Below are 25,153 nucleotides of genomic sequence, written 5' to 3' on the forward strand. Positions count from 1 at the left end.
GAGCCGAACCGCCCAGATTGAAGTGGGAATGACGTGATGACCAGCAAGCGCAATCGGCAGCAACGGGATCGGACTGCGATGCCTTTGACGGATGAGGTTGGCCTCCCATTGCTCGAAGAGCGTGGCGGCTATGCCCGGCGTCGTCTGTTCGCCGCTTCTTCGGACCTGTCCCCTCTTTCAGGCTGGCAGCATTTCGGGAGGGCGCTGGTGTCCACCGCGCTCAGCCTGGCGCTGGTGGTGCAACCCTTCCTGACGCAAGGGACCTACGCGCAGGTGATCTCCGACCCGAACGCGCCCATAACGTTCCGCCCAACGGTCGGCACCTCGTCCAATGGTACGCCGACCGTCAACATCGTGACGCCAAGTTTTGGCGGCGTGAGCCACAACAAGTACCAGAACTATAACATCGACACGCGCGGAATCATCCTGAACAACAGCGCTTTGGGTGGAACGTCCGTCATTGGCGGTCAGGTGTCCGGCAATCCCAATCTCGTTGGATCGGCGCCGGCGCGTGTCATTATCAACGAAGTTACCGGTTCCGGCTCGTCGCTAATCAACGGTCCGACCGAAGTGTTCGGTTCGAAGGGCGACGTGATCGTCGCCAATCCGAACGGCGTCTCCTGCATATCTTGCGGCTTCATCAATGCCGGCCGCGTAACCCTGACCACCGGCACGCCGACCCCCAACTACGATACCGGCGCCGTCAGCTACAACGTGACCAAGGGCACCGTCTCGATCTCGGGCGCCGGCCTCAACGGCGGTCCGGGGGTCGACGCCAATGGCCAGGCAGGCCTGGTGGCGCTCGGCGATATCGACCTCATCGGGCGGCAGCTCCAAGTCAACGGGCCAGTGCTTTCCAAGGGCGATGTGCGCCTGCGCGCCGGGGCGATCAATTACGACCAGAACGCCGATGTGACGACGCCGATAGCTGGCGCCGACGCGGTGAGCGGCCCCGCAATCTCCTCCAGCGCGTCCGGCACCATCACAGCGGGCTCGCTCTCGGTGCTCTCCTCGGATGTCGATCTGGCCATCGACCTCTCCGGTAACATTACCACGCTGGATGGCAACCTCACCGTCAAAGGCGCCGGCGATGTGACTCTCGCGACCGTCGGCAGCAACAAGGATATTGCCGTCACCGCCGCCGGCACCGCTACTTTCGAGGGCCTGGCGCAGGCGTTCGGGCGCATCACCGCCAACGCCCGGGCCATCACCGTCACCGATCCGGCCGTCCTCGCCGCCAACGATGCGATCATCCTGCAGGCGCTCGACAGCATCTCTTCGACCGGCACGGTGGAGTCGGGAACAGCAGTGAGCCTGACCGCGGGCGGCGACATCACCGCCTCCGGCGTGATCGTCGCCAACGGCCAGGTTGCCATCGAGGGCGCCAGCGTCCATGCCGACAATCTCAGCGCTGCCGGCACCACGGTCACCGTTTCGGGGTTGAGCGCGGTCTCGCTCGACGACACCGGCCTTGCCGCCACCGGCGACATCCGCGTCAGCGCCCCCTCGATCAGCCTGGGCCAGCAGACCGGCTTCCAGGCCGGTGGCACCATCGCGCTCCAGGCGAGCCAGGACTTTTCGACGGACTCGATCCTGAACTATCCCAACCTCGACCTCATCGTCCGCGACAAGCTCAGCATTGGCACCCATGGCGGCATCGTCGCCGACAATCTGGCTTACTCCGTTACCGATACCATCGACAATGCCGGCCTCATTTATGGCCGCCTGTCCACCGTCCTCGACGCCGCCACGATCACCAACGAGACGAGCGGCATCATCTACGGTCCCGACGTCACGCTCAATGTCGGCTCCAGCCTCACCAATCTCGGCAAGATCCTGTCCGACCACACCATGGCGGTACTGGCTGGCGGAGCCGGCGTCAGCAATAACGGGCTGATCCAGTCCAACGGCACGCTCTCGCTCACCTCGGCGAGCTATACCACTCATTCGGCCGAGGGCGCGCTTGCCGGCGCCACCGCGACGCTGATCGTCTCCGGCGTGCTCGACAACGCCGGCTCGATCCTCGGCACCGACAGCCTCGACATCACCGCCGGCTCGCTCGACAATGAGGGCACCGGCAGCATCCGCGGCGCCACCGCCCGGCTCGCCGTTATCGGTGACCTCGTCAATGCCGGCCTTGCCGGTGCCGTCTCGGACCTGACCATCAAGGCAAGCACCGTCGCCAACAGCGGCAGCCTGATCGCCGCCCAGGGCGCGCTCGATCTCGATGCCGGCTCGACCACCTCCTCCGGCACCATCGCGGCCGGCGACACCGTGAAGCTCAGCGGCGGCAGCTACGATGGCGGCGCGGGCTCCGAGCTCGGCGGCAAGGCGGTTAGCGTCGATCTCTCGGGCCTGTTCCACAATGCCGGCCTGGTCGCCGCCAACACCACGCTGACGCTCCAGGCCGGCTCGCTCAGCCAGGATGCGGGCGGCACGCTCTATGGCGGCGACAGCGCGAAGCTCACCCTTTCCGGCGACGCCGGTAGCACCGGCGATGCCGACAATGCCGGCGCCATCATCGCCACCGATCTCACCCTCACCGCCGCCGAGCTGACCAACCAGGCCTCCGGCACGATCAAGGCCGGCATCGCCGATCTCACCACGGCCGGAGACCTCACCAACAAGGGCAGCATCGCCGCGCTCGGCCTGCTCGGCATCACGGCGGGCGGCGCGCTCGACAATGAAGGCAGCCTGGAGTCCGACCAGGACATGGGGCTGGCCGTCACCGGCGCCTGGACCAACAATGGCACGGCGGACGCCGCGGGGACGCTGGTCGCCAGCGCCGCCTCGCTCGCCAACGGCCCGGCCGGCCATATCCAGGCCAACGCGCTGCAGCTCGGCCTCACCGGGGACGCCGTCAACCACGGCACCATCGTCTCCGACACCGACCTCGTGCTCCAGGCCGCCAGCCTCGCCAATGCCGGTAGTGCCGATGGCGCGGTGGCCGAGATCTCCGGCCAGGACCTGACCGTCGTCGTCACCGATGCGCTGGCCAACGGCCCCTATGCCGTCCTTCAGGGCGGCAAATCGGCGACGGTCGCGGCCGGCACCTCTAATCTCGACCTCACCCATTCCAACGATATCGCGGCGGGCCAGTTCAACTTCGGCAAGAGCCTGACCTATGAACTCACCAATTCCGGCCTGACCATCGACGCGGGCAAGACGCTGGAGGTGGACGGCAAGCTCGCCATCCAGGTCTCGGGCGATATCGACGTCCTCGGCACCGTCGCCGCGGCGGGCGATCTCTATTTGCAGTCGACCGGCGGTTCGATCAACATCGGCAATGCCGATCCGAACAATCCGGGCGGGGCGGAGGTGTTCACCCTCGGCAACGCCACGCTGGTCTCGGCCAAGGACATCGTCAACAACAACTCGATCATCCAGGCCGAGGGCGATATCGTGCTCTCGGCGGCGGGCAGGGTCGAGAACCTGCGCATGGGCGCCATGGTCTGGCCGGACGAGTTCCAGGCCTGGCTGGACGGGGCCTATTCCGCGGATGCCCATCGCGCGCCCACGGGCTGGTATGAACGCGATCCCGGGCCGAAGGACGGGCAATACCTGTTCTACTATGCCCAGATCGACGAGTTCCCCAACCTGTATTCCTCGATCGAGGCCGGTGGCTCGATCCAGATCGTGGCGCAGGAGCTGGATAATGTCGGCTCCACCATCGCCGCCAATGGCGACCTTATCGTCCGGGCCCAGACCGTCAACAATACAGCGCGCACGTCCGAGGTCTACCGCCAGGAATGGCGCGTGCAGGGCGACGACAAGGGCGCGCGCGGCGGGCCCGTCAAGGTCACCGCCGACGAGGATTCCAACGCCATCGTCCAGACCCCGGCGCTGCCGGTGATGTTCGCCGGCGGCACCATCGACATCGTCGACGCCAACGGCACCTTCAATCTCGCCGGGACGCTGCAAGGCCAGTACATCCATATCGACGGGCAAACCGTCACCACCGGCATCTCCGATCCCAACGAGTTCGTGCTGCCCAACAAGGTGCCGGACACTTCGATCGACCTGGCCTCCTATTATGTCGGCGCCGGCGCGGTGAACGCCGCGGGCGGCGGCTTGGGCGCGCCCGATCCGGTCACCGAGAACGGCGTCACCTACCTGCACGGGGCTCCCCTCGCCCCGGCCGGCCAGCGCGATCCCTCCTGGATCCTCGCCCAGGTTGGCAACACCAGGGGCGATCTCACCTTCTTCGCCGATCCCCTCACCGAGCAGCATCTGATCGAGCAGGCTCTGGTCGACCAAACCGGCCGCGCTTTGCTCGACCCGAAGTACAAGGATCCGGCCCAGCAGCAGGAGGCGCTGTGGCAGGGCACGGTCGACTTCCTCAAGGCCCATCCCGACATTCATCTCGGCGATGAGCTGACCGACGCGCAGAAGGCCTCGATCACCGAGCCGCTGCTCTGGTACACCAACGACAATGGCGTACTGACGCCCGAACTGCTGCTGCCCAAGGACCAGGTCGACGCCCTCACCAAGCAGATGGGCGGCATGGTGCTGGGGCGGGACATCTACATCTCCGGCGACCTCGTCACCAATACCGGCAACCTCGTCGCCTCCGACCAGCTGTTGATCACCGCCGGCGGCTTCATCAACAACCAGCGCGCCGTCTATGACGGCTGGGACGCCCATCTCCAGGACGGCGGCTCGATCAAGGCGGCCGACATCGGCATCCTGACGATGGGCGATCTCGATGTGGTCGGCGGCTCGCTTGCCGCCTCCGGCGACATCACGCTGCAATCGCTGATGGGCGATGTGAACATCCTGCCCCAGATGGAGCAGGTGGTCACCCGCACCGCCGACGACGGCGAGGTCACCACCGTGACCCGCACGATCGCCGCCGGGGCCGACATCCAGGCGGGCGGCGCGCTCGACATCGTCGCCAACACTGGCAACATCGTCATCGAGGCGAGCAACCTGAAGGGCGATGGCATCGTCATCGATGCCGCGCAGGCGGTGAAGTTCCTGGCCGGCACCGACGAAACCCTGGTGCAGGTGACCGGCAAGCGCGACAACGGCATCACCGTCACGCATTTCGACCACGGCTCCTACGACACCAGCCTGGTCTATGACACCATCGACGCCGGCGCGGGCGGGCTCACGGTCAGCGCGCCCGGCGGTGTCGTCATCGACTACGAGAAGCCGGCGGGCGCCGGGGCCTGGCCGAGCGGCCTGCCGCCCTCCTTCGCCGAAGCCATCGCCGGCACGCTCTCCGACGGCCTGCAGTCCGGCGCGCTCGCCGGGGCGGGACAGGCCCTGACGCCCGAGCAGGCGGGCCTGGGCTGGATGAGCCAGGTCGTCAACGACCCCGCCCTCGCCGTCTCCTTCGACGGCCTCACCACAGAACACCAGACCTGGAACAACGACGTCACCACCATGAACCCGGTGGCGGCGGCGATCATCGGGGTGATCGCCGGCATCGCCGTGCCCTTCGCGCTCGGCGCCATCGGCCTGACGGCCGGTATCGCGAGTGCCGCGACCTCGGCCCTGGGCAGCATGGGCGTTTCCGCCGCTACTGCCTCCATCATTGGCGGCGCCATCGCCGATGGCGTGGTGGGCTTTGCCACCAGCCTGACCACCGGCGTGCTGGAAGGCGCCATCACCGGCAACATGGACATGGGCGCCATTCTGATGGGCGCCCTCGCCGCCGGCCTGACCGCAGGCCTCATCAGCGGCGTCAACGCCGAGCTGTTCGGCACGAACGGCACAGGCGTCATTGTCGATGCGAACGGCGACGCGGTCGGAAACGGCCTGTTCGGCTCGACGGTCACCGGTGTCCTGGCGCCCGAGAGCATGAATGGCCTCGGCATGACCCTCGCTGATCTCAGCACCGGGGATATCGTCAACAGTCTCATCAAGATCGGCGTCGACGCCCCCATCCAGGCCGGCGTCAGTTCACTGCTGAACGGGAGCGACTTCGAGGATGGCCTCGTATCCGGCCTGCGCTCAGGCCTCTCCAACGAGATCATAGAGCCCATCGGCTTTGCCTATGTCGGCGACATCATCGGCTCTCAGGGCGCCGGCAGCCTGGAGGCCGTACTGCTCCATGCCGTCGTCGGCGGCGCAGGCGGCTTCGTCGTCAACGGCGTGAAGGGGGCCGAAGGCGGCGCTCTCGGCGCTGCGTTCGGGGAACTGCTCGTCAACGTCGACGGCAGCCTGCCCACTTCCGGCCTCATCACTCAAGCAAGCCTGACACAGCTCGCCGGCGCGCTCGGATCGATAATTGTTGGCGACGCTACCCTGGCAGGCCAATCGGCAGCCATGAACGGCTTTGAATACAATTATCTAAGCCACAAGCAAATAGACGAAGCAATTAAAGAGTTAGAAAATTGTAAGTCGGATTCGGATCCGAAGGCGTGCATGGATGCCGTTGATGACAAGTATTTGAATCTGTCCGCCAAGCAGCAAAATGACCTATACAACTGCCCAGACGAGGCCTGCGTTCAAAAGGCAATTGCCGAAATACAAGACGAATATGCCAATATCGATGAAGACATGGCAAGGTTGAAAGCTCTCGGCGATGATTATTTTGCGGACTCGCTATTGAAGAGCTTGCAATATCCCAACGGAGGGGGAGCGCTCGCCTTCACCGCTGGGATGAGAGGGGTGTCAGCCGATGAGCAATTGGCCAATCTGGCGCTGGATGCCGTCAGCGTCTGCCATGGCGATATTGCTTGTACCAATAGCTACATCGATGCCCGCTCGGGAGGAATTGGGCTCAGCGGCATATTGGCGATCGCAGGCGGAAAGCTGGGCGGTCTTCCGGAAGAGTCCGCGGGGACAGGCTGCTCCTTCGATGGGACGACCCTGGTTGAAACCAATCATGGCTTCATGGCCATCCGCGATGTTCGCCCCGGCATCGATGAAGTGTGGTCCCGGGACGCGGACGGACAGGCTGGGTTCAAGGTCATCCAGAAGCTGTTCGAAGACTGGCATCCGACCCGCCTCTACCTGACGATCCGCTCGCTCTCCAACGCTGCCGAGCAGACAATCACCACAACGACGAACCATCCCTTCTTTGCCGTGCCGAAAGAGGGTGCACCCGTCTCTGTTGCACTCAAGGATGAAGCCCATGCCTATAATGGCCCGATCGAGCATGGTGGTTGGGTACCCGCGCAGGAGCTAACAGCCGGATACCGCTTGCTCGATGCCGGTAATGGCTGGGCAGAAGTCGTTTCGACGCGAACTGAGGCCACACCGCTTGTAGCCTACAATCTCACGGTCAAGGACTTCCATACCTTCTTCGTCAAACAAGCTGGCAACGATAACGCTCCTGCCGTTCTGGTGCACAATGCTTGCGCGGGATCATCTCGGCCTGCTGGAGCGAATACCCTATATGACGCCGATGGGCCGGTGATGGTGACGGAGGTCGAGGGCCTGCCCGCCGGAGTGACCGTTGATGACGGCCTGGCTGATGTGGAAACGGCAGGAGGCAAATATTACGTCAAGGCCAGCGACGGAAATTATTACGAGGTATCGAAATCTGAAAATGGAACGTGGAGCAATACGCCCACGCCTCAATCAGTCAGTTCGGCTATAACGTACACTAGCCCAAAACTCGCAAGCATTGGAGACACAATAGATCTGTCCGCGTTTACGGTTAAAACTAAAATAGATGGAGAATACTATTTGGAAGACCCCGCCACTGGTTATTACATTCAAGTAGATACCGCTGGCCATGGCGGATCCGCCTATAAGTTGTATCAACCAGGTCCAGGTAACGTGCCTCCATCGCGAATATATTCCGTCGGGTCGGACGGAACAATCTTCAAGCGCTGACTTTTTCTAGGAGAAAATAACAATGAAATACAAAAAATACATGATATCAATTCACGATCATATTTTATCTTACGAAGAATCCACGATGACCCCGATGACTATGAAAGAAATACCGTGTAATGATAGAAATGTCATAGCTCTTGAATTTAACGATTTGTACCAAAAACAATTTTTCGATAGAGAATTTATCGACTACTCCTCAAATATTAACCTTGCAGCGAGAGAGAGAAATATAGATATTATAAATTACATAAATATTTATTATAAAAAGGCCTTGCGTAATAATTCTAACCGCCGTGGCGCTAGTATAGATAATTTCTTATCGGAGAGGCGTTTATCTGTATTCTATTCGAAAAACATTAAAGGTTATATTGTTGAGTTACATGATCTTAGTTTGATAATTTATTCTATATCAGATAAAGCAATGGATTTTTCTGAATATAAAAGTTTGCATATATTCCGCCTATAGCAAAGGCTTTTGGTGGCGCCCCCCGAATTCCGTGGCCCGGAGATAAGCCATGGCCTGAAAACAAAACGGCCTGTAGAAAATTGGGCAGAACCGCTATACTCAGATTACCCAATTGATCAAGGCTTAATTCTGGATTGGCTTTTACTTGGCGTTCGCTGCCGCCAACCGCTAATGCGACAGTTCCTCCCCCCAAAATTACAATCGTCTGGACTGCCCCCGGTCTGGCAGACAACTACCAGCCTCAAGCCGTGGCGCTTTCGAACGCCTCGGGACTGACGCCGCCGAGATGACTATGGCGGCGGGCTCGATTGTAGAAGACCTCGTTATAATAGAAGATGTCGGCTTGAGCGAGGTCTCGGGTAGATGCCTTTTCGTATGCGTTCCTTTTTTCAGGCTGCTCGTGTCTAGGAGGCAGCCCTGGCGCTGCCTCCCCCAACTGGCTGCGTCTCACCCTGCGGTGGCAATGGCGATACCTGCCTCCATCAGCTCTTTAAGAGCCTTCTGGATCTCAGGGTCATTAATGGTGTTCGCGAGTTTGCTCCACTCATCTGGCGTCGGAAGTGGCCCGTGGGACAGAAACACAAACTTAAACCCGTCCCCTTCCCGAAAGGCCATGTAGTGATCATGACCCGGCGTGGTGAAAATCATGAATTTACTGGAGTGATCTCCCAAATTACCGCTGGCGCTCACACGGTGATGGAAGAATTGGCCGTCTTTCCAGGACGCATCCCAGCAGTCGTTCCCGTCGGTTGAGTACTGTATGAAATCCCCATCATGCGAAGGCCCATTATGAGCCGTAGGTACAAAGTGAAAGCGGTCCCCGGCGATCCAAGTGGCGTCCCAATCACCACTCCCACATGAATCAGCCCTGAGAGTCTTGTCATAGTGAACTTGACCAACCTCCTGGGCGGAAGCGAAGTTTGGAAAATAAAGACAAACGATGGCGGGTATCAGCAAAAATGTTCTCACTCGATCCTCCTCTGTTTTCACTTTTCACTAAACACTTCTGCAGAACCACAATGTGCCTATAGTTGCGTTTCAGCAATAGTGCAGGCTTGGAGAGTATACGGCCGTGTTTCGCCTCTCGATGTCCGCCTGCGCTTGAGTGTCAAAAGCGCCGCTCTGCGATGATGCGGGCAAGGGCCCTGAAATATCCACCTGCGTCTCGCAACTGCTGGGCGCCGGAGGCCGCGTCATCGATATGCTTCTGGAGCACTGAAGCCAGCAGCTACAGTGTCCACGATATGGACCTATCGGGTCAACGCCTCCGGCCAGGCTGACTCATGCGCTGCAAAGGCCAGCGACGATCGCTCCCACTTCATCACTGATGGGTAGCTCGACACCAGTTCGTCTGGCGCTGACGGCTCAGTTTCTCGGTACCACTGAGCAGGCTCCGCCTGCCAGCGAAGCACGAACAGGGCTTGCCCGTGCCGGCGCAGCAGGCTGGAGGGGTGAACGCGCTTTCATATTGCGCCGAAGAGAACCCCGACAGACTGTGGGCAAACCCGCCCAAATTCCAAGTTTCGGTGGCACAACGTTGTTTTTAAACCGGCAATCCAAGAGCATTCGGGCCGCTTCATCCCATCAATTCCCTGAATCCTACGAGGCCGAACGATTCACAGAATGAATTGGATCGGCGTGATGCGGCGGGCAAGAATGGCTTATGGCAAAGCCCCCTGCCCTCCCCCGGCTCCATTATGTTCTCGAGCGCATCGATGCCTCGAGGAACATGGCCCGCTACTATGTGCTCTCGATCGAGCCGACCCTGTTCGAGGAGACCGCTCTTGTCCGGGAATGGGGCCGTCTCGGCGCACCTGGCCGCAGGATGAGCAATCTGTTCGATCTGCCTGCGAGTGCCGTCGTCGCGCTCGATATCTGGCTGGCTCGCAAGCAGAAGCGAGGATACAGGCGTATCGGCTGACCCCTGCGCCCCAGCGATGCGCCTGGACATCGCCAGCCGCTGCTCCATTGCCTTCCCCTCACGCACTACGCCGCTCCTTGCCGAGCTTCGATCGGATCAGGGCCATCAACATGGGACCGAGCGAGAACTGCCCTGCCCTCGCCCTCTGCGTAAGGTTGCGCAGATAACCGCCCGGGCTCTTGATCGCCTCGCCCTTCTGCAGCATAGCGGCAATGACGATATTCGCACCCTCTGCACCCAGGGCTTCCAGCGCCTCCTCCCAGGCGCTCGGGCTGACACCGAGGAATTTGCGCACAAGCGCCACCGCACCTGCCAGATCGCGCCAGGATCGAATGCCGTCCGGAGCATAGTCGGCGATCTCGGGGCAGGCCTCCAGCACCATGCCCAGCGGATAGGTCTTCGACGCAGGTTGCGGCCGGGGCATCTCTCCCGGTCCATCGGATATCCGCGCGCTCGGAGGCGCATCCGGCCCCGGCGCCGTGCGGCCTGGAGCGGTCGCGGCTTCACCCGGCGGGTCGATGATCAGGAGGGGCACTGCCTTCGCCTTTGCTTTTTCGAAAGCAAGTTCAGATTCAATAGGGGAGTCTGGGTTTGAATTCTGTATGTGGCGCTCACTTTGAGACTCTTTGGCGCTTAGATTCCTGGAAAAGACATGCGTTTCCAGGATATTGCGGATCCTCGCCGCCATCTGCGCCAGTTCCGCCTCGACAGGCTTGAGTTCCTCATACGTCGCAGAGCGCGGAATCCCGCGCGTGAGACCGAGATAGCCCTCGTGCAGGCCTTCCCAGTTCCCAGGAACCCCCTCCTCCAGCCCGGCCGCGATCATCTTGGCAATGTCGCGCCGAAGCAGCGTGACCCTTTCCCGCAGCAGCAGCATGGCCTGCCTCTCCGCCTTCACCGCTCCCGCGAGATGCTCGAACTCTCCGGCGCGGGCCACGAGCGGCGCGAGATCGAAGCCGAAGGCATCCTCGATGGTTCCCCCCTCCCCTTTTCGCGCATAGCGCTTGCCGTTGGGACTGTCGCGGCGAACGATGAGGCCCCGCTCGACCAACACCGCAAGGTGGCGCCTCAGCGTCGCCGGCGCCATGCCATGCGCCCGCAGCGACAGATGACGGTTGGACGGGAAGACCACCAGGTCCCCCTCCCCTGTCAGGGTCGTGTCCGGATGGAAGCTCAGCAGCGCGTTCAAGACCGCCAGCGCCCGGTCGGAAACACCCAGCCGCGTCTTCGCCTCGCAGATCGCATGGAAGACCTGCCATTTATGAACGACCGCATCCGGCGGACAGCCGCGCGCGGTGACCTGCGCTGCGATCATGCCAAGCGACAGCGATCGGCGCCCAAAGGGCGTCGTTGCGATTTCTGTCATGTGTCCTTTGCCTTCAGTTAGGCAAAAGAATCCTGCTCGCCAAAACGACGCCAAAAAAACTTGACTGCAAATCGTGGAAGTGTGATTCTCTCAATCGTCACATATCGAGAAGGGCTTCCATGACGGCGACGTTTTGGGGGCCTTTTCTTTTGCTGCCTCAGTCTCCTGTTGATGACGTGCCGGACGAAGTAAATGAGCTGTAGAGTTCATCCAGACGTTCAGCGATGTATGCTGCAAATCGCGGGCCATTCCGGGCACTTATAGCTAGGGTGGCTACCGTTCCGTTGTTCCTAAGAACGGCACTTACGGATCTATCGGCAGCCGACCAGGCATGCGTCGTCGGTTTCTTGACGGGTTTTTCTTGCGCCGCCAGTGCCATGGCCTCGAACGCTTTCATAAAGCGATCGTCAGTGGACGCACTGCGAAACGCGTCCTGTTGAGTGAGATTGGCCAACAAGGATGGAGCTGGCTGCGCTTCGTATCGCTTTAAAAATTCTTCCCAGCGCCCTCGTCCAACGCCGGGGGCCTTTCCAATGGCCGTCAAGATAGCGCGTGGTACCTGGCCAGCTATCTTAATCATTTCGCTCACGTGAGATTTGCCGGTAGACAATGACGCGCAGATCGTATCTCGACCGAAACCAGCCTGCTCTTGCGCCAGAGCAAAAGCACACTTCTCAATGAATGAGAGATCTTCTCTGGCGGTGTTTTCCTCGCCCTGGAAGATGATAGCCTGTTCGTCAGTAAGGCTTCGAACGACGGCCCGGAAGGGCAAACCAAGTTGCCTTGCCGCCTCAAGTCGCCGACGACCATAAACGATCTGAAAGCTGTACTTGCCACCTGAAGTTGGTCTGACAAGCCCAGGTACAATTTGGCCCCGTTCGCGAATCGACTTCAGAAGCTCAGTGACCGCTGACGCCTCGTAGGCTTCATCGAAGCGATCGGCGATGAGCGAAGGGGCAACCTCTGCCGGCTCAATTTCGACAACCTGATCCCCGGCCTGCAACAGCCTCTCAGCCAGGTCGCTGCGCTCTTGCATCTGGCGGACACCGGCCGCTACTTTAAGCAGATGGGGAGACGGCGACCGTCCTGCATTGCTCTGGTTAGAGGTCTCCTCCTCCAGTTTGCCTAGAACAGCTGCGAACATTCCTTTCGATTCTTTACGACTCATGGCTCACGGCCCCACGCTGTCATAATTAGACCTTCGATTTCGGCGTTTGCGGCGTTAATGGACTCCATTGCTCGATCGTAGGTCTTGGGTGCCGAAAAACGCGAGCGATGCACCTCATAAAGACTCTGTTTCCAAGTCAACGCGTCCGCGACAGCAGTCGATTTTGCAACAGCATTCAAAAGCAGGTCCTCACCAAACACTTGGCGCATCAGCGCCTGCATGTTGGCCTGCGGGTGATCGTTGGGCTCAAATTTAGTGATTAGAAATTTCGCGAAGTCCCACGTTGCCGTCGCGCCAACATTGTCCAAGATCTGCATATAAGACGCAGCAAGCTCGAGAAACTTACCGGTGGAATCCACGTCCAACATATGTGCAGGCACCGGAACCAGTACACCTGTGGCCGCAGTAAGCGACGACAGGGTTAGGAAGTTGAGAGACGGAGCGCAATCGAGCAAGATTATGTCATAATCCTCTGCGACCTGATCCAGCGCTTGAGAGACGCGCAACAGGAACCCGGTGCCCCCGGTCTTGCGCATCTCAAGTGCGACGGCAGTTTCAAACTCCGTGAGCTCTAGGCCGGCACATATGACGTCGAATCCTACAATGTGGGTCTTTTGGACTACGGTCTCTGTTGGAACAGGCTCCTCGAAACGAATTGCTGCGTAAAGAGTGTCACTTTCACGATAGTCAAATCCGGGTAGCGCTCCATGCAGGCTGGTAAGCGATGCCTGCGGATCCATATCGACAGCGAGCACACGATATCCGCGCAGGGCTAGGTAGTGGCCAAGATGGATTGCCGTGGAGGTTTTGCTGCTGCCGCCCTTAAAGTTTGTTACGGCGATAATCTGGCAGGGCTCTCCCTCGGTTCTGCGAGGGTTGATCCACTTCTTGCGGCCCTTCTCCGCCAGAAGCATCCGTAGCTCAAGGATTTGCTCGAGAGAATATAGGCGTTTCCCGCCAGCTGACGTATCCGGATCTGGTCCCTGCCCTCGCAGTGATACCTGGCGCACATAAGCTTCACTAACGCCGAGCAGTGCCGCCACCTCCGTTGAAGTGAACTTTCGCATTGATCGAACGGCGTTCGGCGGGAACTGGGCAAGCGAAAGATTGTTGAGTGCCGTCTCAAGCTTGGCTGAGAAAGTCCCCATGAAATGCAGGCTATTAAGCTGCCTGGCCACACCGATTCTCCATTATGATTTCACGCATGTAGCATCGGTGCTCGTGGTAAAAAGAGAATTAACGAACGTCCAACTACGCAAAATCGACGAAATGCGAGAATTCTCCGTAGCGAGAGATCTCATGATTCGGGGGAGGTTGGCAAACAATCATACCGCTCAGTTCCCAGCTGGGAACTCAAGTACCATGTGTGTAATACTGAGTTGCTGCGCGGTCAGAAGCTCTACAGCACCCTCCGGTTCCCAGCTGGGAACTTCGCCTCGGTAGCCTACTTTCCACCAGAACCATGAACTCCAAGCCCAGACACGCGGACGGCTCAGAGTCGCGATCAGTGCAGGGACCGAGGAGGGAGTGGGAGCCAGGGAATCGAAGATTGAGATTCCCCTAGGCAGTGGTCCGCTACAGCGTGCAATCGACGCGGGGTGACACTCATCAGCAGCGTCAGCGGATAAACCGCTTATCGAACCAGAAGTTCTCGATCGGTCCTTCCGCCAAATGAGTCAGCGCCTGTGGATGGCCAGGGTTAATGAGATAGTTCGTAGAGTGGGCCAGGATGGCCGAAGGTACAGGGATGAGCAAGGCCGACACGCCGGCTAGCCAAGCGTCACCGACGGCCCGACTGGTCGGTTCATTGGCCTGCCAACCCGTAGGCAAGGACGGCGGCTCGTCGACGATGGCAGAGACTGCAACATCGATAGGTATCAATTTAAGGGTCATAGGGATGTTGGTCACACTCAGTCGCAGATGGGCCATCACTTCCACCATGGCCAACGCCGGGTGTTCGGCGGCATAGATCACTCTCTGACCGCGAGTGTGCCAACGACCATCGACGTGCATTCCACCTTCACCCGAAAGGCCTGGCCAAGCTGAAATTCGCCAAAGCCGCATCAAAACACGCCGTACGCCGTGCGCTGCAGCAGCGACTCTACAATTCGTGCGCCGGAGTCCGTCTCCGCCAGCTTCATCGGCGTCGTCGTGACGCCGTCCTGCAGATAGTCACCTGGTGTGTTGAGCCAAGCCAGCGCCGCGTCTTCTTCGCCGAACAGCTGTGTGGCTTCGGAGTACACGCGAGCCAGGCGGACGAGCCGTTCGCTCTCGCCCGGCGTTAACAGAGCTTCGGGCGTTATTTCAGGGGAATTCGTCTTGCTTGAGCGGGCAGCCGGATCCACTCGCCCGGTAACGCGTCCTTCCTTGTCCACAATCACGTCTTTGAGACGGCGCCGGATAGTGCTCGCCGCGCCGATAGAATCGATAGTGAGGTGCAGCCGACGGGCAACAGCAACGAATTGGCTGGCGGGAATACCAGCTCGGGCCACGCGCAGGGCGTCGGCCTCAGATGACAAAGGCATGCCCAGCAGTTGCCCCATCCGGGTGTAGGTCGTCTCGGCTGGGACTTTGGCCTGACGGCTGGCATCTTGACTCATAATAAGCTCCATTTGAGCGTAACCATACCCCATATGGTGCTCGCTGTCGTTATATTCTAGGAGCGTCGAGGTGATACATCGGCTCCAGTTTACAATCCGACAGCCTTGGTGAGATTGATCCGGAAGCGATCACGCCGGCGCTGATAGCGGCGCGTCATCTCGGCGGACGCGTGACCGAGTTGCTTCTGGACATAGCGCTCGTCGACCTCGGCTGAGGAGGCAAGACCGGCGCGCAACGAATGCCCGGAGAACTTCATCTGCCGTTCTCCCTCGCTGAGGTCCGGCCGCACGCCGGCGGCGAGCGCCGTGCGTTTCACCAGCCGCGCCACCTCCTGGTCAGCAAGGCGGTTCGAACCGACGTCCTTGCCCCGGCCGGTGACCCGGCGGAATAATGGCCCGTGACTGATCTTCGCCAGACTGAGCCAGGTTTCAACTGCCACGATGGGGCAGGTTAGGTCCGAAGAACCACGTCCGATCTCGACTTCGCGCCAGCCGGTCTTGCCACGCAAGGTGACCAGCATCCCCATATCGAGGATCTCGACCCAGCCTCGGCTATCCTCGGTGTCGTCGCGACGGAGGTCGAGACCAACAATCTCGGATCGCCGCAAGCCGCCGGCGAAGCCCAGCAGCAGCATCGCGCGATCGCGCAGCCCGCGCAGTGTGCCGCGGTCGAGCGTCTCGAGCATGGCCATGACGTCTTCCGGCAGAACCGCTTCTTTCTGACGGGGAGGGGAGGCGTGCGTGTTGCGAATGCCGGCAAGAACGGTAGCGATGTGTCGGTCCTTGCGATCCAGCGGCATGCCACGCTGGAGATAGTTCCAGCTTAGGGCGGACAGGCGGCGTTCGATCGTCGCGACCGAATTCGGCTTGCGATCGGCTGCCGCGGCGCCGGAGGCGCAGGCGGTGATATAGAGACCGGTGATTTGCGGGGAGGGCGGCAGCAGCTCAAAGCCATGGCGCCGGCACCAGGCAACAAAGTGCTTCCAATCGGACGCATAGGCGCGGCGGGTATTGGCCGAGCTCGCCGCTTCGAGGTATTGGCGGGCGCGATCTGCAAGGTGCCCAAGATGCCCCGGCACCACAGACTCGATCAGGGGAGGGGAGGGTTGGTTCAGGCCCTCGGCCGATGTCTGCACGGTTGAAAGATCGACGGCAATCGCCGGTGGCTCAGGCGAAGCCGAGCCTTCCGGGGTGTGATTTTCGGGGTTGTGGACGCTGTCTTGCGGCATTCCCTATATAAAGCAGAAAACGAACGATAATGCAATCTTATCGTCCATCTCTTTGCGCAGACAAGTGCGGCGGTTTGGTGGATTTGCCGTAGCATAAACCGCCGCGTCGGTTTAGCGTTACCATGCGCGGACCCAAAACCATTGTACCATCGACCGCCACCCTGCGCCCTGTGCCGGCCTGGGGCAGGGTTAAGAAGGCACTCACCAGCGATACGGACGCCGCCTTCGCCGCCGGTACCGGCCTGGCGGTGCTCGATGCTGTCGTTCGGACCGAGCCGGTCTTTGCAGGCGTCTGGCGCCAGCGTCTGGCGCTTTCAGCCGCTGCAGCTACGGCACGCCTCACCGGCCGACGCGAGGACGAGGCCGCCTTGCGCGATGCCTGGTGTTTCTGCACCAGCGGCGCGGATCCTGGGCCAGCCGGTGCCATCCTACGGATCTGGCGCCAACTCGCTACTCGATCGTCCGGCTGGTCGGACACCGCGATCGAGGAGGCCGCCCGAACGATGGGGATCGATCTCGAGGGCAGGGCCGGGGAACTTGTCAAGCTGCTCGATGCCCGCGCCCCTGCCTCGCCGCCTGCTGTCGCAGCCGCGATGAGCACGGCCGTGGTCCGCATCCTGCCGGAGGCCGAGTTGCTGGCGCTGATGCTGGCTGACCTGGTCCTGGCGATAACAATGCGCTGGCGGATGCCGGTGCCTCTCCTGAGGCCCATCACCCTTGCCACCGCCTATGCGCTGGCAGCCACAGCTGCTGTCGATCTGGCCATCGATCTCGATCGGCGAGCGGGGCTCTGCAAAGGGCGGTGCCCAAGCTCCGCGCCAAGGGCGCGGAGAAAATCGTCGCGGCGCTGCTCGACGATGACGCGCTCACGCCGGCCTCGGCCCCCGGGCAGATGAGCGACCGGGCGCTCCGCCGACTCTTCGATCGTCTGACCGAACTCGGCGCCGTGCGCGAGTTCAGCGGCCGGCCCAGCTTCCGTGTCTACGGCCTCTAGCCATGGCCCGGTCAAAGCCCACCCCCGCGCTCGACCGCGACCTTGCGGACCTGCCGCCGGCGGCGCGGTGGCGCCAATGGATGGGCCGCGTGGAGGCGGTGATCTTTGCCTCGCCCAAACCAGTCGGCCGCGAGGACCGGGCCAAGGTTGTGGGGGAGGGCGCTAATCTCGATCTTCTCATCGACGACATCCGCGCCGAGCTTGGGGACCGGCCCTATGATCTCGTTGCTGTTGCCGGCGGTTGGCAGCATCGCACCAGGCCGGCTTATGCCAGTGCCATCCGCGCCACCGACATTGTCGACCCACCGCGGCCTGAGCTGACGCCGTTGGAAGCAACTGTTTTGCTGGCTATCGGATATTTCCAGCCGGTGACCAGGGGAGAGCTAAGCCAGATGTTCGGCCGGGACATCAGCCGCGATCTGATTGCGGCGTTGCGCGGCGACGGCTTCGTCGCCGCCGGGCCGCGCAGTCCGCAACCTGGCGCGCCCTACACCTATGTCACCACGCCGAAATTCCTGAGCCACTTCGGCTTCCAGACGCCACGGGATCTGCCCGATCTCGAGAGGCTCGAAGACGCCGGCTTGCTCAGCAAGGAAAGGCTCCTCGCTGAAGCCCTGGTCGATCTGCCGGGCTTCAGCAATGACGATGCCTCTCACGGTGATAATGAGGAGGAGGAGGATCAGATCGAAGCATAGAATTCGCGGGATAGCCCGCCTTGTCAGGCGACGATGATCGGTTCAGGTGTGGGCTTTGGGGAGTTTCGTAGGTTCAAATCCTGCCCGGGGCGCCAAAATCCGCCCATCACCCCCCACAGCAAGTATACCCGCCGAGGCGACGCCCGTGCAAAGAGCGAGAGATAGCCCGTGCTATGGAAAAGGGTAGAAACGGCGGCATTTGGCGGTGAGGAAGTTCGAATCGCTTACGGTCGTTGCCCCACAGAGGCGTCGAACATGAGGCCTTGAATGCCCGCTTTGCGCCCCAAGCCGGTCATAGCAGGCTCTGATCCCATCGCATAAAAGCCGTCATTCGCTCTTCTGGCTGCCACCAAACAAAAATTACCGTTTATGGGATATTTTCGGCCGATTTTCTTACGGATAGAATAATAGGAAGCAGTTGCTAAATCCAGGAGCGCACTCATTCTGTTAAAAGAGCAAAGGCCACCTTGCTTTATGCTCTCGAAAGTCGGCGTATGCTTGCCACGAGCGCATTCACTTCGAATAATCGATTGACGTTTGCACTTAACAGCCTATGCCAGGATGGGTATCTACGAAGCGAAAAGTGCGATAAGCGATATTTGTTAGATCAATAAAGGCTAGGGTGAGGCGAGTCGGAGAAATTCTCGCGAAGACAGTGCTGGCGATGCCATCGAAAAGAGTCGAATTATAACCGAGCGATCACTCTTGCCGCCTAGCCACGAAGCGGATCTTACGCTATTCTTTGGACGGGGTCGAATATTACATTCGAACTGTCGCCCCTTGATTCCGCTCGGGCGGGGGAATTGCAATGCTCGATATTCCGCGACCATCACTGCGACCATTGCGGATCTATGCGACGGATCCAGCGCGCGGTTACAAGGCCGCTCGAATGACTACCATCGGCGTTGACAACGAGCCGCTTGATGCCGGGCCAATCGGCGCCCGCCTGGAGGTCGTTGACTACGACGCTGAGAACGATTTGTTCTACGATGCCGTCAATCTCGACCACCCTTCTATCTTGATGCAGTCTGGCCTCGCGCCTTCTGAATCTGATCCGCATTTCCATCAGCAAATGGTCTATGCGGTCGCCTCCCGAACCCTGACGAACTTCGATCGGGCGCTCGGTCGCCGAGTTTCGCTTAAAAAGAGCAGCGCACGGGATAAGCTGCGCCTGCTTCCGCACGCTTTCGAGGGTGAGAACGCCTTTTACGATCGCGATCTACATGCGGTGCTGTTCGGCTACTTCTCCGCCGACCCGGCCAAGCCCGGACCGAACATCCCCAATCAGACGATTTTCACCTGCCTCAGCCACGACATCATCGTTCACGAGATGACGCACGCGATCGTCGATCGGCTGCGTCGCTATTTTCTGGAACCATCAAATGTCGACGTCCTGGCATTTCACGAGGGCTTTTCTGACATTGTGGCGCTTCTTCAGCACTTCTCTTACCGGGATCTGCTGATCGATGAAATTCGGCTTGGGGGAGGCAATATCGTCGATGGCTCGCTTCTGGTGAACCTGGCAAGGCAGTTCGGCGAAGCAACCGGCACCGGCAAAGCTCTTCGCTCGGCGATAGACACGGAAACGCCAGATCCGCGCCGCTATGGCAACGTGACTGAGCCGCACGCGCGGGGCGCTATCCTGGTCGCAGCGGTGTTTGATGGGTTCCTGACCACCTTCAGGTCGCGCATTGCGGACCTTGTTCGCATTGCAACAGGGGGCAGTGGTAAGCTTCCGCCAGGCGAACTCCTTCCCGATCTCGTCGCCAGGATCGCGAGCGAAGCGTCGCAGACGGCGCAACGCCAACTCAATATGTGTATCCGCGCCTTCGACTATCTGCCGCCGGTCGACATAACTTTTGGGGACTATCTTCGAGCGTTGGTGACCGCGGATTTCGAACTCGACCCAGACGACGCCTGGGGGCAACGCGCGGCGCTCATCGAAGGATTTAGGCGACGCGGCATCTATCCTGATGGTGTGACTTCGCTCGCAGAGGAGTCCTTGCGCTGGCCTGCCGCTGAGCCTGGAACGGCACCAGTAGTCGACAGCCTCAGCTCCGTCTTGCCGAAACTGTTGCAGGGCGAAGCAGCTCGCTTCACAAAGATCTCGAGTGACCCAAAGATTGCGAAACAGTCTGCGTTACTAAGCGATGATTTGAATGAGGAAAGCGCCAGCGCCGCGTCGAAGACGATGCGAGACGCGCTCGTCGCTTATGCACAGTATAACAGCGCGGCGCTGCAGCTCACAGGCCGCCGGGACGTGTATGTGTCGGCATTCAACGCCGTTTTCCGCGTCGCGCCCTCCGGTGCACTCCAGATCGAACTCGTCGCCCAATTCGTCGAAACTGACAAGAAGAGCGCCTCCGACCCCGAATGGGGAGGCGTTCCCGTGAGGGGAGGCACCACTGCAATCATCGGCGTCGATGGGACCGTACGGTACATCATAGCGAAGCCATTGCCAGCGCACACACTCGACGCTGCGAGTGCGGCCCGAGCGGATGCTCGAGTAGCCAAGCAGCGTGCTTTCGTAGAGGAACTCGATGCAGCCGATCCGCGAACCAACTATCTCAACCGGTCTGAGTATGGCGACCGAATGGCAGCGCGGATGAGCCTTCGCGCGCTACATGAGGATGCGCCGTGATGCGACGCACAATCCGGATGTATGAGGTCGGCTTCGGTGACTGCTTCTTGCTCGGGTTTCACGACGCTGCTGAATCGAAATATGTCCTAATCGATTGCGGAACGATCACTGAAAAGAAGGCGCAGCTCGATAGGATTGTTTCCGACATCATCGAGACTACCGGAGGGCGGCTTGCGCTTGTGATCGCGACGCATCGGCATAAGGATCACGTGTGGGGCTTTGATGATCCGCGCTGGGCCGACGTCGAGGTCGGCGAAGTTTGGATGCCTTGGACGGAAGATCCGAAGGATCCGCGCGCCACCCGCATCCGCGAACGCCATTCGGCTTTGGCGTTAGCACTTGCCGGCGCACCAAGCATTCAGAATCCGCTCGAGCGCACGCCAGCACGAGAGACGATTGCTCAGGCGAGAATGCGCAGCCTCCAAGCCATCGCGCTGAATGCGTTGACCAATGAAAGAGCGATGACCACGCTCCACAGCGGCTTCGCCGGGGCGCCCGCTCGCGCGTTTTTGCCCACTGCTGATGCAGCCTACGAAGCTCGGACAGTCGCTGGTCTAGCGGGCGTTACCTTTCATGTGCTCGGCCCGACACGCGACGAGAAGGCGTTGGCAAGCATGGATCCGCCCGAGGGCGCGGGATATCTGAAATGGCCAACACGCATTCCTAAGCGCCGCGTCGGCCCTCCGTTTTCCCAGCGCTACCAGATCAGCGACTCAGATTATGTGCCCGTCGTAGGCCGGCAAACGTTTCGCTTGGACGATAGGGCAGCAGTCAAGAAGTCGCTGATTCAACCCCCCGGCGTGTTGGCGGCGGCTTTGGACAAGGCGATAAACAACACGAGCCTTGTCATCGTCTTGGAGGCGGATGGACACTTCATGCTGTTCCCGGGCGACGCGCAATGGGGCTCGTGGCAAGCGATCATGGCTGAGCAGAAATGCCGCGAGGTCCTTCAAAAGGTAGACCTGCTCAAAGTTGGACATCACGGCAGCCATAACGCAACGCCGAGGGCTTTGGTCGAGCAGATCATCCTCAAGCCATTGACCGCGTTGTTCTCGACCAAGCCGGTGAAGCAATGGCCGAACATTCCGCGCGCAATGTTGCTAGCCGCTCTCAACGAACGCCACGCGAAAATCGCGCGGACGGACGCTGAACTAGATGTAGCCGACGCGGCGTTCCAGGTGTCGAAGGGGCTTTACATCGACTGGACAGGGTAAGGGGCGAAGCAATCGATCGAGGGGGATTGGATCTTGGAAGACGCAGGTTGGGTCATTTTGATCACGCTTGGCATGAGCGTCATCTGCTTTATATTGTATGTCGTACAGAGCTTTGGGCTTTTCTCTCCAAAGCCTGTTGCACCGGCTAAGGCTATGGCCGAGCGGGCAGGAGGTTTGGCGCCGGCGTCGGTCCCCGAAATGACCGACCTCTTGAAGGCAACCGCAGCGCTCGCCGACACCCTCGGGAAGATCGGACCAGCTGTGACTTCGTTGATCGGCGCGATTCTCTTCGCCACGATCGCTGCCCTTGCGACGCATGCTTTGCCGGGCACTGAACCCAAGCCGACGCCACCAGCCAAGGGCACGTCCGAGCCTTCATCAAAACCTGATAAGCCTGCGGGCCAGTCCGACAACACAAAACAATAGGACTTCGGCCCCGGCGGCCTTGGTGCCGCCGACCCAGTGATTTGCCGATTCACAAAGGAGACGGGCAATGACGATCCGATTGACCTGCACACCCCGGCGGCTGCCTGACCACATCATCGATGAGCTGCTACGAACGGGGGTGGCCGCAAATCGCGCGACTCTGTCAGTTCTCATTCCCCGACGCTGGCCTGCTGGTGGGGTTCGACTCACAGTCGGCTTCCTTGACGACGCGCCGGCTGATTTGCGCGCACGCATTGTGCTGCACATGAATGCTTGGGCCAAGACCGCAAACGTCTCGTTCGTCGAAACGCGAGAGCAGGCGCAGGTCCGGATCGCTCGCATCGTTGGCGGTGATCAGGGTGGCTATTGGTCGTATCTTGGTACCGATATCCTTCATATCGAGAAGGATCAGCCGACGATGAACCTTCAAGCGTTCACGATGGCCACGAGCGAATCCGAGTTCAAACGCGTCGTGCGCCACGAAACCGGACACACGCTCGGCTTCCCTCATGAGCATATGCGTCGGGAGCTTGTGGATCTGATCGACCGCCAACGCGCTTTGCAGTATTTCTGGAAAACGCAGGGCTGGGGTCAGGATGAGGTCGAGCAACAAGTATTGACACCAATTGAGGACAGTTCGCTCCTCGGCACACCCCGCGCCGACAGCAACTCGATTATGTGCTATGAAATCCCTGGTGAGATCACGAAGTCCGGCGATCCAATCGCGGGCGGTACCGACATTGATGAGCTCGACTACGAGTTTGCCGGTTCCGTCTATCCTAAGTGAGTGCTCCACGTGAACGTGCTTGGTTCGATTCTTGAGATAGGGCGCGTATGGCGGTGCCTTGGCTAGCCAGTTCGAAATCCATGCTGAGAACGGGCACTCTGCTATGGAGTGACTACCTTAATCCGCGCGGTGGAATTACTCGATTTAATGGCGGCCGGTGTTGCACTGTAATCTGACACTAGCCCGGATATCTCACGAATAGAGGTACATTGCGGCTAAGAATCAGCAAAAGTTCTTTTGCGAGAACAACTTAAGCTGTTTTCAGAGGTTCCCCAATGCCGACAGAGTGTAGCACGGAGCTTTTCGATTTTGCTCCTGTCGCGGGTCATAAACTTGTGGCCAGCTTCGACGGTGGCACGATCACCTCGGATACTGGTGCCCTGCTGCTGGGGCAGGCGGATCGGGTGTTGGGTCTGACGCGCCGGCTCGCGGCGTGCTTTGTCGACGCCCGCTCGCCGGAACGGATCGAACACAGCGTGGCGACGCTGGTGGGCCAGCGCCTGTTCGGTTCGGCGCTGGGCTATGAGGACCTGAAGGACCACGACCAGTTGAGGCATGATCCGGTGTTCGCGCTGCTGGCCGGCAAGCTGGAGAGCCGACGCCGGCACTGCGCGGCGGTAGCGGGCAAATCGACCTCGAACCGGCTGGAACTGTCGAAGGCCGAGGCGACGCGCTATCACAGGATCAGCCATGATCCGAGCCGGGTGGAAACCCTGTTCGTCGATCTGTTCCTGGAGGCGCATGCCCGAGCGCCCGAGGAGATCGTGCTGGACCTAGATGCCACCGACGATCCCTTGCATGGCGAGCAGGAGGGGCGCTTCTTCCATGGCTATTACGACAGCTATTGCTACCTGCCGCTCTATATCTTCTGTGGCCGGCACCTGCTGGCGGCCACGTTGCGGCCCGCCAACTAGAATGCCAGCGCCGGCGCGGTGGAGGAAGTGGCCCGCCTTACCGAGCGGATCCGAGCCCGCTGGCCGAAGATGCGCATCCTGCCGCGGGCCGATTCCGGCTTTGCCCGTGAGGCACTGATGGCCTGGTGCGAGACCAACGGGGTCAACTATCTGTTCGGCCTGGCCCGCAACGAGCGGCTGAGCGCGGCCATCGAGGGGGAGATGGAGCAAGCCTGCCAGGCCAGCGCAGCCAGCGGCAAGCCGGCCCGCCGCTTCAGAGGCTTCACCTATCGCACCCTCTCCAGCTGGAGCCGCCAGCGCCGCGTCGTCGGCAAGGCCGAATGGATGGGCCCTTCGCTCGCCGAGAGCCAGGCCTATCTCGCCGCAGCAGGCCGGGCCAATCCCCGGTTCGTCGTCACCAGCCTGGCTGCCGACACCTATCCCGCCCAGACCCTCTATGAGCAGCTCTATTGCGCGCGCGGCGAGACGGAGAACCGGCTCAAGGAGTGCCAGCTCGACCTGTTCGCCGACCACACCTCCACCCACACCATGGCCGGCAACCAGCTCAGGCTCTGGTTCGCCTCCTTCGCCTATGTCCTGGTCAGCGTCGTGCGCCGCATCGGCCTCGCCAGTACCCGCCTGGCCCACGCCACCTGCGCCTCCATCCGCCTCACCCTATTCAAGATCGGCGCCCTCGTGCGAACCAGCCTGCGACGCGTCAAGCTTTCCATGGCCTCGGAAGGCCCAAGTCGCGATCTGTTCCGAATAGCCTGGGCCGCCCTCGACAACGCGGCGCGATAACGGCCCTTGGCCCACAGGAGACCTCAAAATACCAATCTGCCTGATCTGAACAACAAAACCGCACTCGCCGGCCGCCTCCATGCGCACCACGCAACCGACACGCGCGACATGCCACTCAATCGGCTCCACCCAGCCCGTTCGCAAAAATTGGTGAGAAA

The 25,153-nt window shown here is 60.5% G+C and carries 15 protein-coding genes and 3 pseudogenes; 10 read left to right on the forward strand and 8 right to left on the reverse strand.

Annotated features, from left to right (window positions below; genetic code table 11):
* The first annotated feature begins 78 nt into the window (after positions 1 to 78).
* Both AC6H34_RS29885 and AC6H34_RS29890 read left to right on the forward strand, forming a co-directional pair.
* A complete protein-coding gene (locus tag AC6H34_RS29885; RefSeq protein ID WP_497541322.1) occupies positions 79 to 7,791 on the forward strand; it encodes a two-partner secretion domain-containing protein in 7,713 nt (2,570 codons plus the stop codon).
* A gap of 22 nt (positions 7,792 to 7,813) precedes the next feature.
* A complete protein-coding gene (locus AC6H34_RS29890; RefSeq protein ID WP_497541323.1) occupies positions 7,814 to 8,260 on the forward strand; it encodes a hypothetical protein in 447 nt (148 codons plus the stop codon).
* A 241-nt stretch (positions 8,261 to 8,501) separates the two neighbouring features.
* Here the strand turns inward: AC6H34_RS29890 and AC6H34_RS29895 are convergent.
* Positions 8,502 to 8,649: pseudogene (locus AC6H34_RS29895) on the reverse strand (IS3 family transposase); the annotation flags it as partial.
* A 58-nt stretch (positions 8,650 to 8,707) separates the two neighbouring features.
* Complete coding sequence (locus tag AC6H34_RS29900; protein WP_497541324.1) at positions 8,708 to 9,229, reverse strand: hypothetical protein; 522 nt, start codon at positions 9,227 to 9,229, stop codon at positions 8,708 to 8,710.
* 694 nt (positions 9,230 to 9,923) lie between these two features.
* Between AC6H34_RS29900 and AC6H34_RS29905 the strand changes: the two genes are divergently transcribed.
* On the forward strand, positions 9,924 to 10,181 hold the full coding sequence (locus AC6H34_RS29905; protein ID WP_497541325.1) for a WGR domain-containing protein: 258 nt from the start codon (positions 9,924 to 9,926) through the stop codon (positions 10,179 to 10,181).
* Between the two features lie 58 nt (positions 10,182 to 10,239).
* Here the strand turns inward: AC6H34_RS29905 and repC are convergent, their stop codons facing one another.
* The 6 genes from repC to AC6H34_RS29935 all read right to left on the reverse strand — a co-directional run bounded on the left by repC (position 10,240) and on the right by AC6H34_RS29935 (position 16,544).
* Complete coding sequence (gene repC / locus AC6H34_RS29910) at positions 10,240 to 11,547, reverse strand: plasmid replication protein RepC (RefSeq protein WP_497541326.1); 1,308 nt, start codon at positions 11,545 to 11,547, stop codon at positions 10,240 to 10,242.
* Between the two features lie 157 nt (positions 11,548 to 11,704).
* Complete coding sequence (repB, locus tag AC6H34_RS29915) at positions 11,705 to 12,715, reverse strand: plasmid partitioning protein RepB (protein WP_497541327.1); 1,011 nt, start codon at positions 12,713 to 12,715, stop codon at positions 11,705 to 11,707.
* Entirely contained in the window at positions 12,712 to 13,893 is a 1,182-nt protein-coding gene (gene repA / locus AC6H34_RS29920; protein ID WP_497541328.1) for a plasmid partitioning protein RepA, read from the reverse strand. Before repA ends, repB begins: the two co-directional genes overlap by 4 nt.
* Before the next feature lie 439 nt (positions 13,894 to 14,332).
* A complete protein-coding gene (locus AC6H34_RS29925; RefSeq protein WP_497541329.1) occupies positions 14,333 to 14,779 on the reverse strand; it encodes an RES family NAD+ phosphorylase in 447 nt (148 codons plus the stop codon).
* Positions 14,779 to 15,315 carry an Xre family toxin-antitoxin system antitoxin gene (locus AC6H34_RS29930; RefSeq protein WP_497541330.1) on the reverse strand — a complete coding sequence of 179 codons (537 nt, stop codon included), beginning with the start codon at positions 15,313 to 15,315 and terminating at the stop codon, positions 14,779 to 14,781. The genes AC6H34_RS29925 and AC6H34_RS29930 overlap by 1 nt, the downstream gene beginning before the upstream one ends.
* An 89-nt stretch (positions 15,316 to 15,404) precedes the next feature.
* Complete coding sequence (locus tag AC6H34_RS29935; RefSeq protein ID WP_497541331.1) at positions 15,405 to 16,544, reverse strand: site-specific integrase; 1,140 nt, start codon at positions 16,542 to 16,544, stop codon at positions 15,405 to 15,407.
* 122 nt (positions 16,545 to 16,666) lie between these two features.
* Between AC6H34_RS29935 and AC6H34_RS29940 the strand changes: the two are divergent.
* The 7 genes and pseudogenes from AC6H34_RS29940 (at position 16,667) to AC6H34_RS29970 (ending at position 24,995) form a co-directional block, all read left to right on the forward strand.
* A pseudogene (locus AC6H34_RS29940) lies at positions 16,667 to 17,538 on the forward strand (DUF1403 family protein).
* A gap of 2 nt (positions 17,539 to 17,540) precedes the next feature.
* Positions 17,541 to 18,233 carry an SMC-Scp complex subunit ScpB gene (scpB, locus tag AC6H34_RS29945; RefSeq protein WP_497541332.1) on the forward strand — a complete coding sequence of 231 codons (693 nt, stop codon included), beginning with the start codon at positions 17,541 to 17,543 and terminating at the stop codon, positions 18,231 to 18,233.
* Positions 18,234 to 19,041: 808 nt separating this feature from the next.
* Entirely contained in the window at positions 19,042 to 20,874 is a 1,833-nt protein-coding gene (locus tag AC6H34_RS29950; RefSeq protein WP_497541333.1) for a hypothetical protein, read from the forward strand.
* Positions 20,874 to 22,088: a ComEC/Rec2 family competence protein gene (locus AC6H34_RS29955; protein WP_497541334.1), complete on the forward strand. Its 1,215-nt coding sequence runs from the start codon at positions 20,874 to 20,876 to the stop codon at positions 22,086 to 22,088. Before AC6H34_RS29950 ends, AC6H34_RS29955 begins: the two co-directional genes overlap by 1 nt.
* A gap of 33 nt (positions 22,089 to 22,121) precedes the next feature.
* Complete coding sequence (locus tag AC6H34_RS29960; protein ID WP_497541335.1) at positions 22,122 to 22,514, forward strand: hypothetical protein; 393 nt, start codon at positions 22,122 to 22,124, stop codon at positions 22,512 to 22,514.
* A 67-nt stretch (positions 22,515 to 22,581) separates the two neighbouring features.
* Positions 22,582 to 23,301 (forward strand): M12 family metallopeptidase, encoded by a 720-nt coding sequence (locus AC6H34_RS29965; RefSeq protein WP_497541336.1) that lies wholly within the window; start codon positions 22,582 to 22,584, stop codon positions 23,299 to 23,301.
* A 275-nt stretch (positions 23,302 to 23,576) separates the two neighbouring features.
* Positions 23,577 to 24,995, forward strand: a pseudogene (locus AC6H34_RS29970) (IS1380 family transposase).
* The last annotated feature ends 158 nt before the right edge of the window (positions 24,996 to 25,153 follow it).

This window comes from Labrys sp. ALF-8, assembly GCF_059699065.1.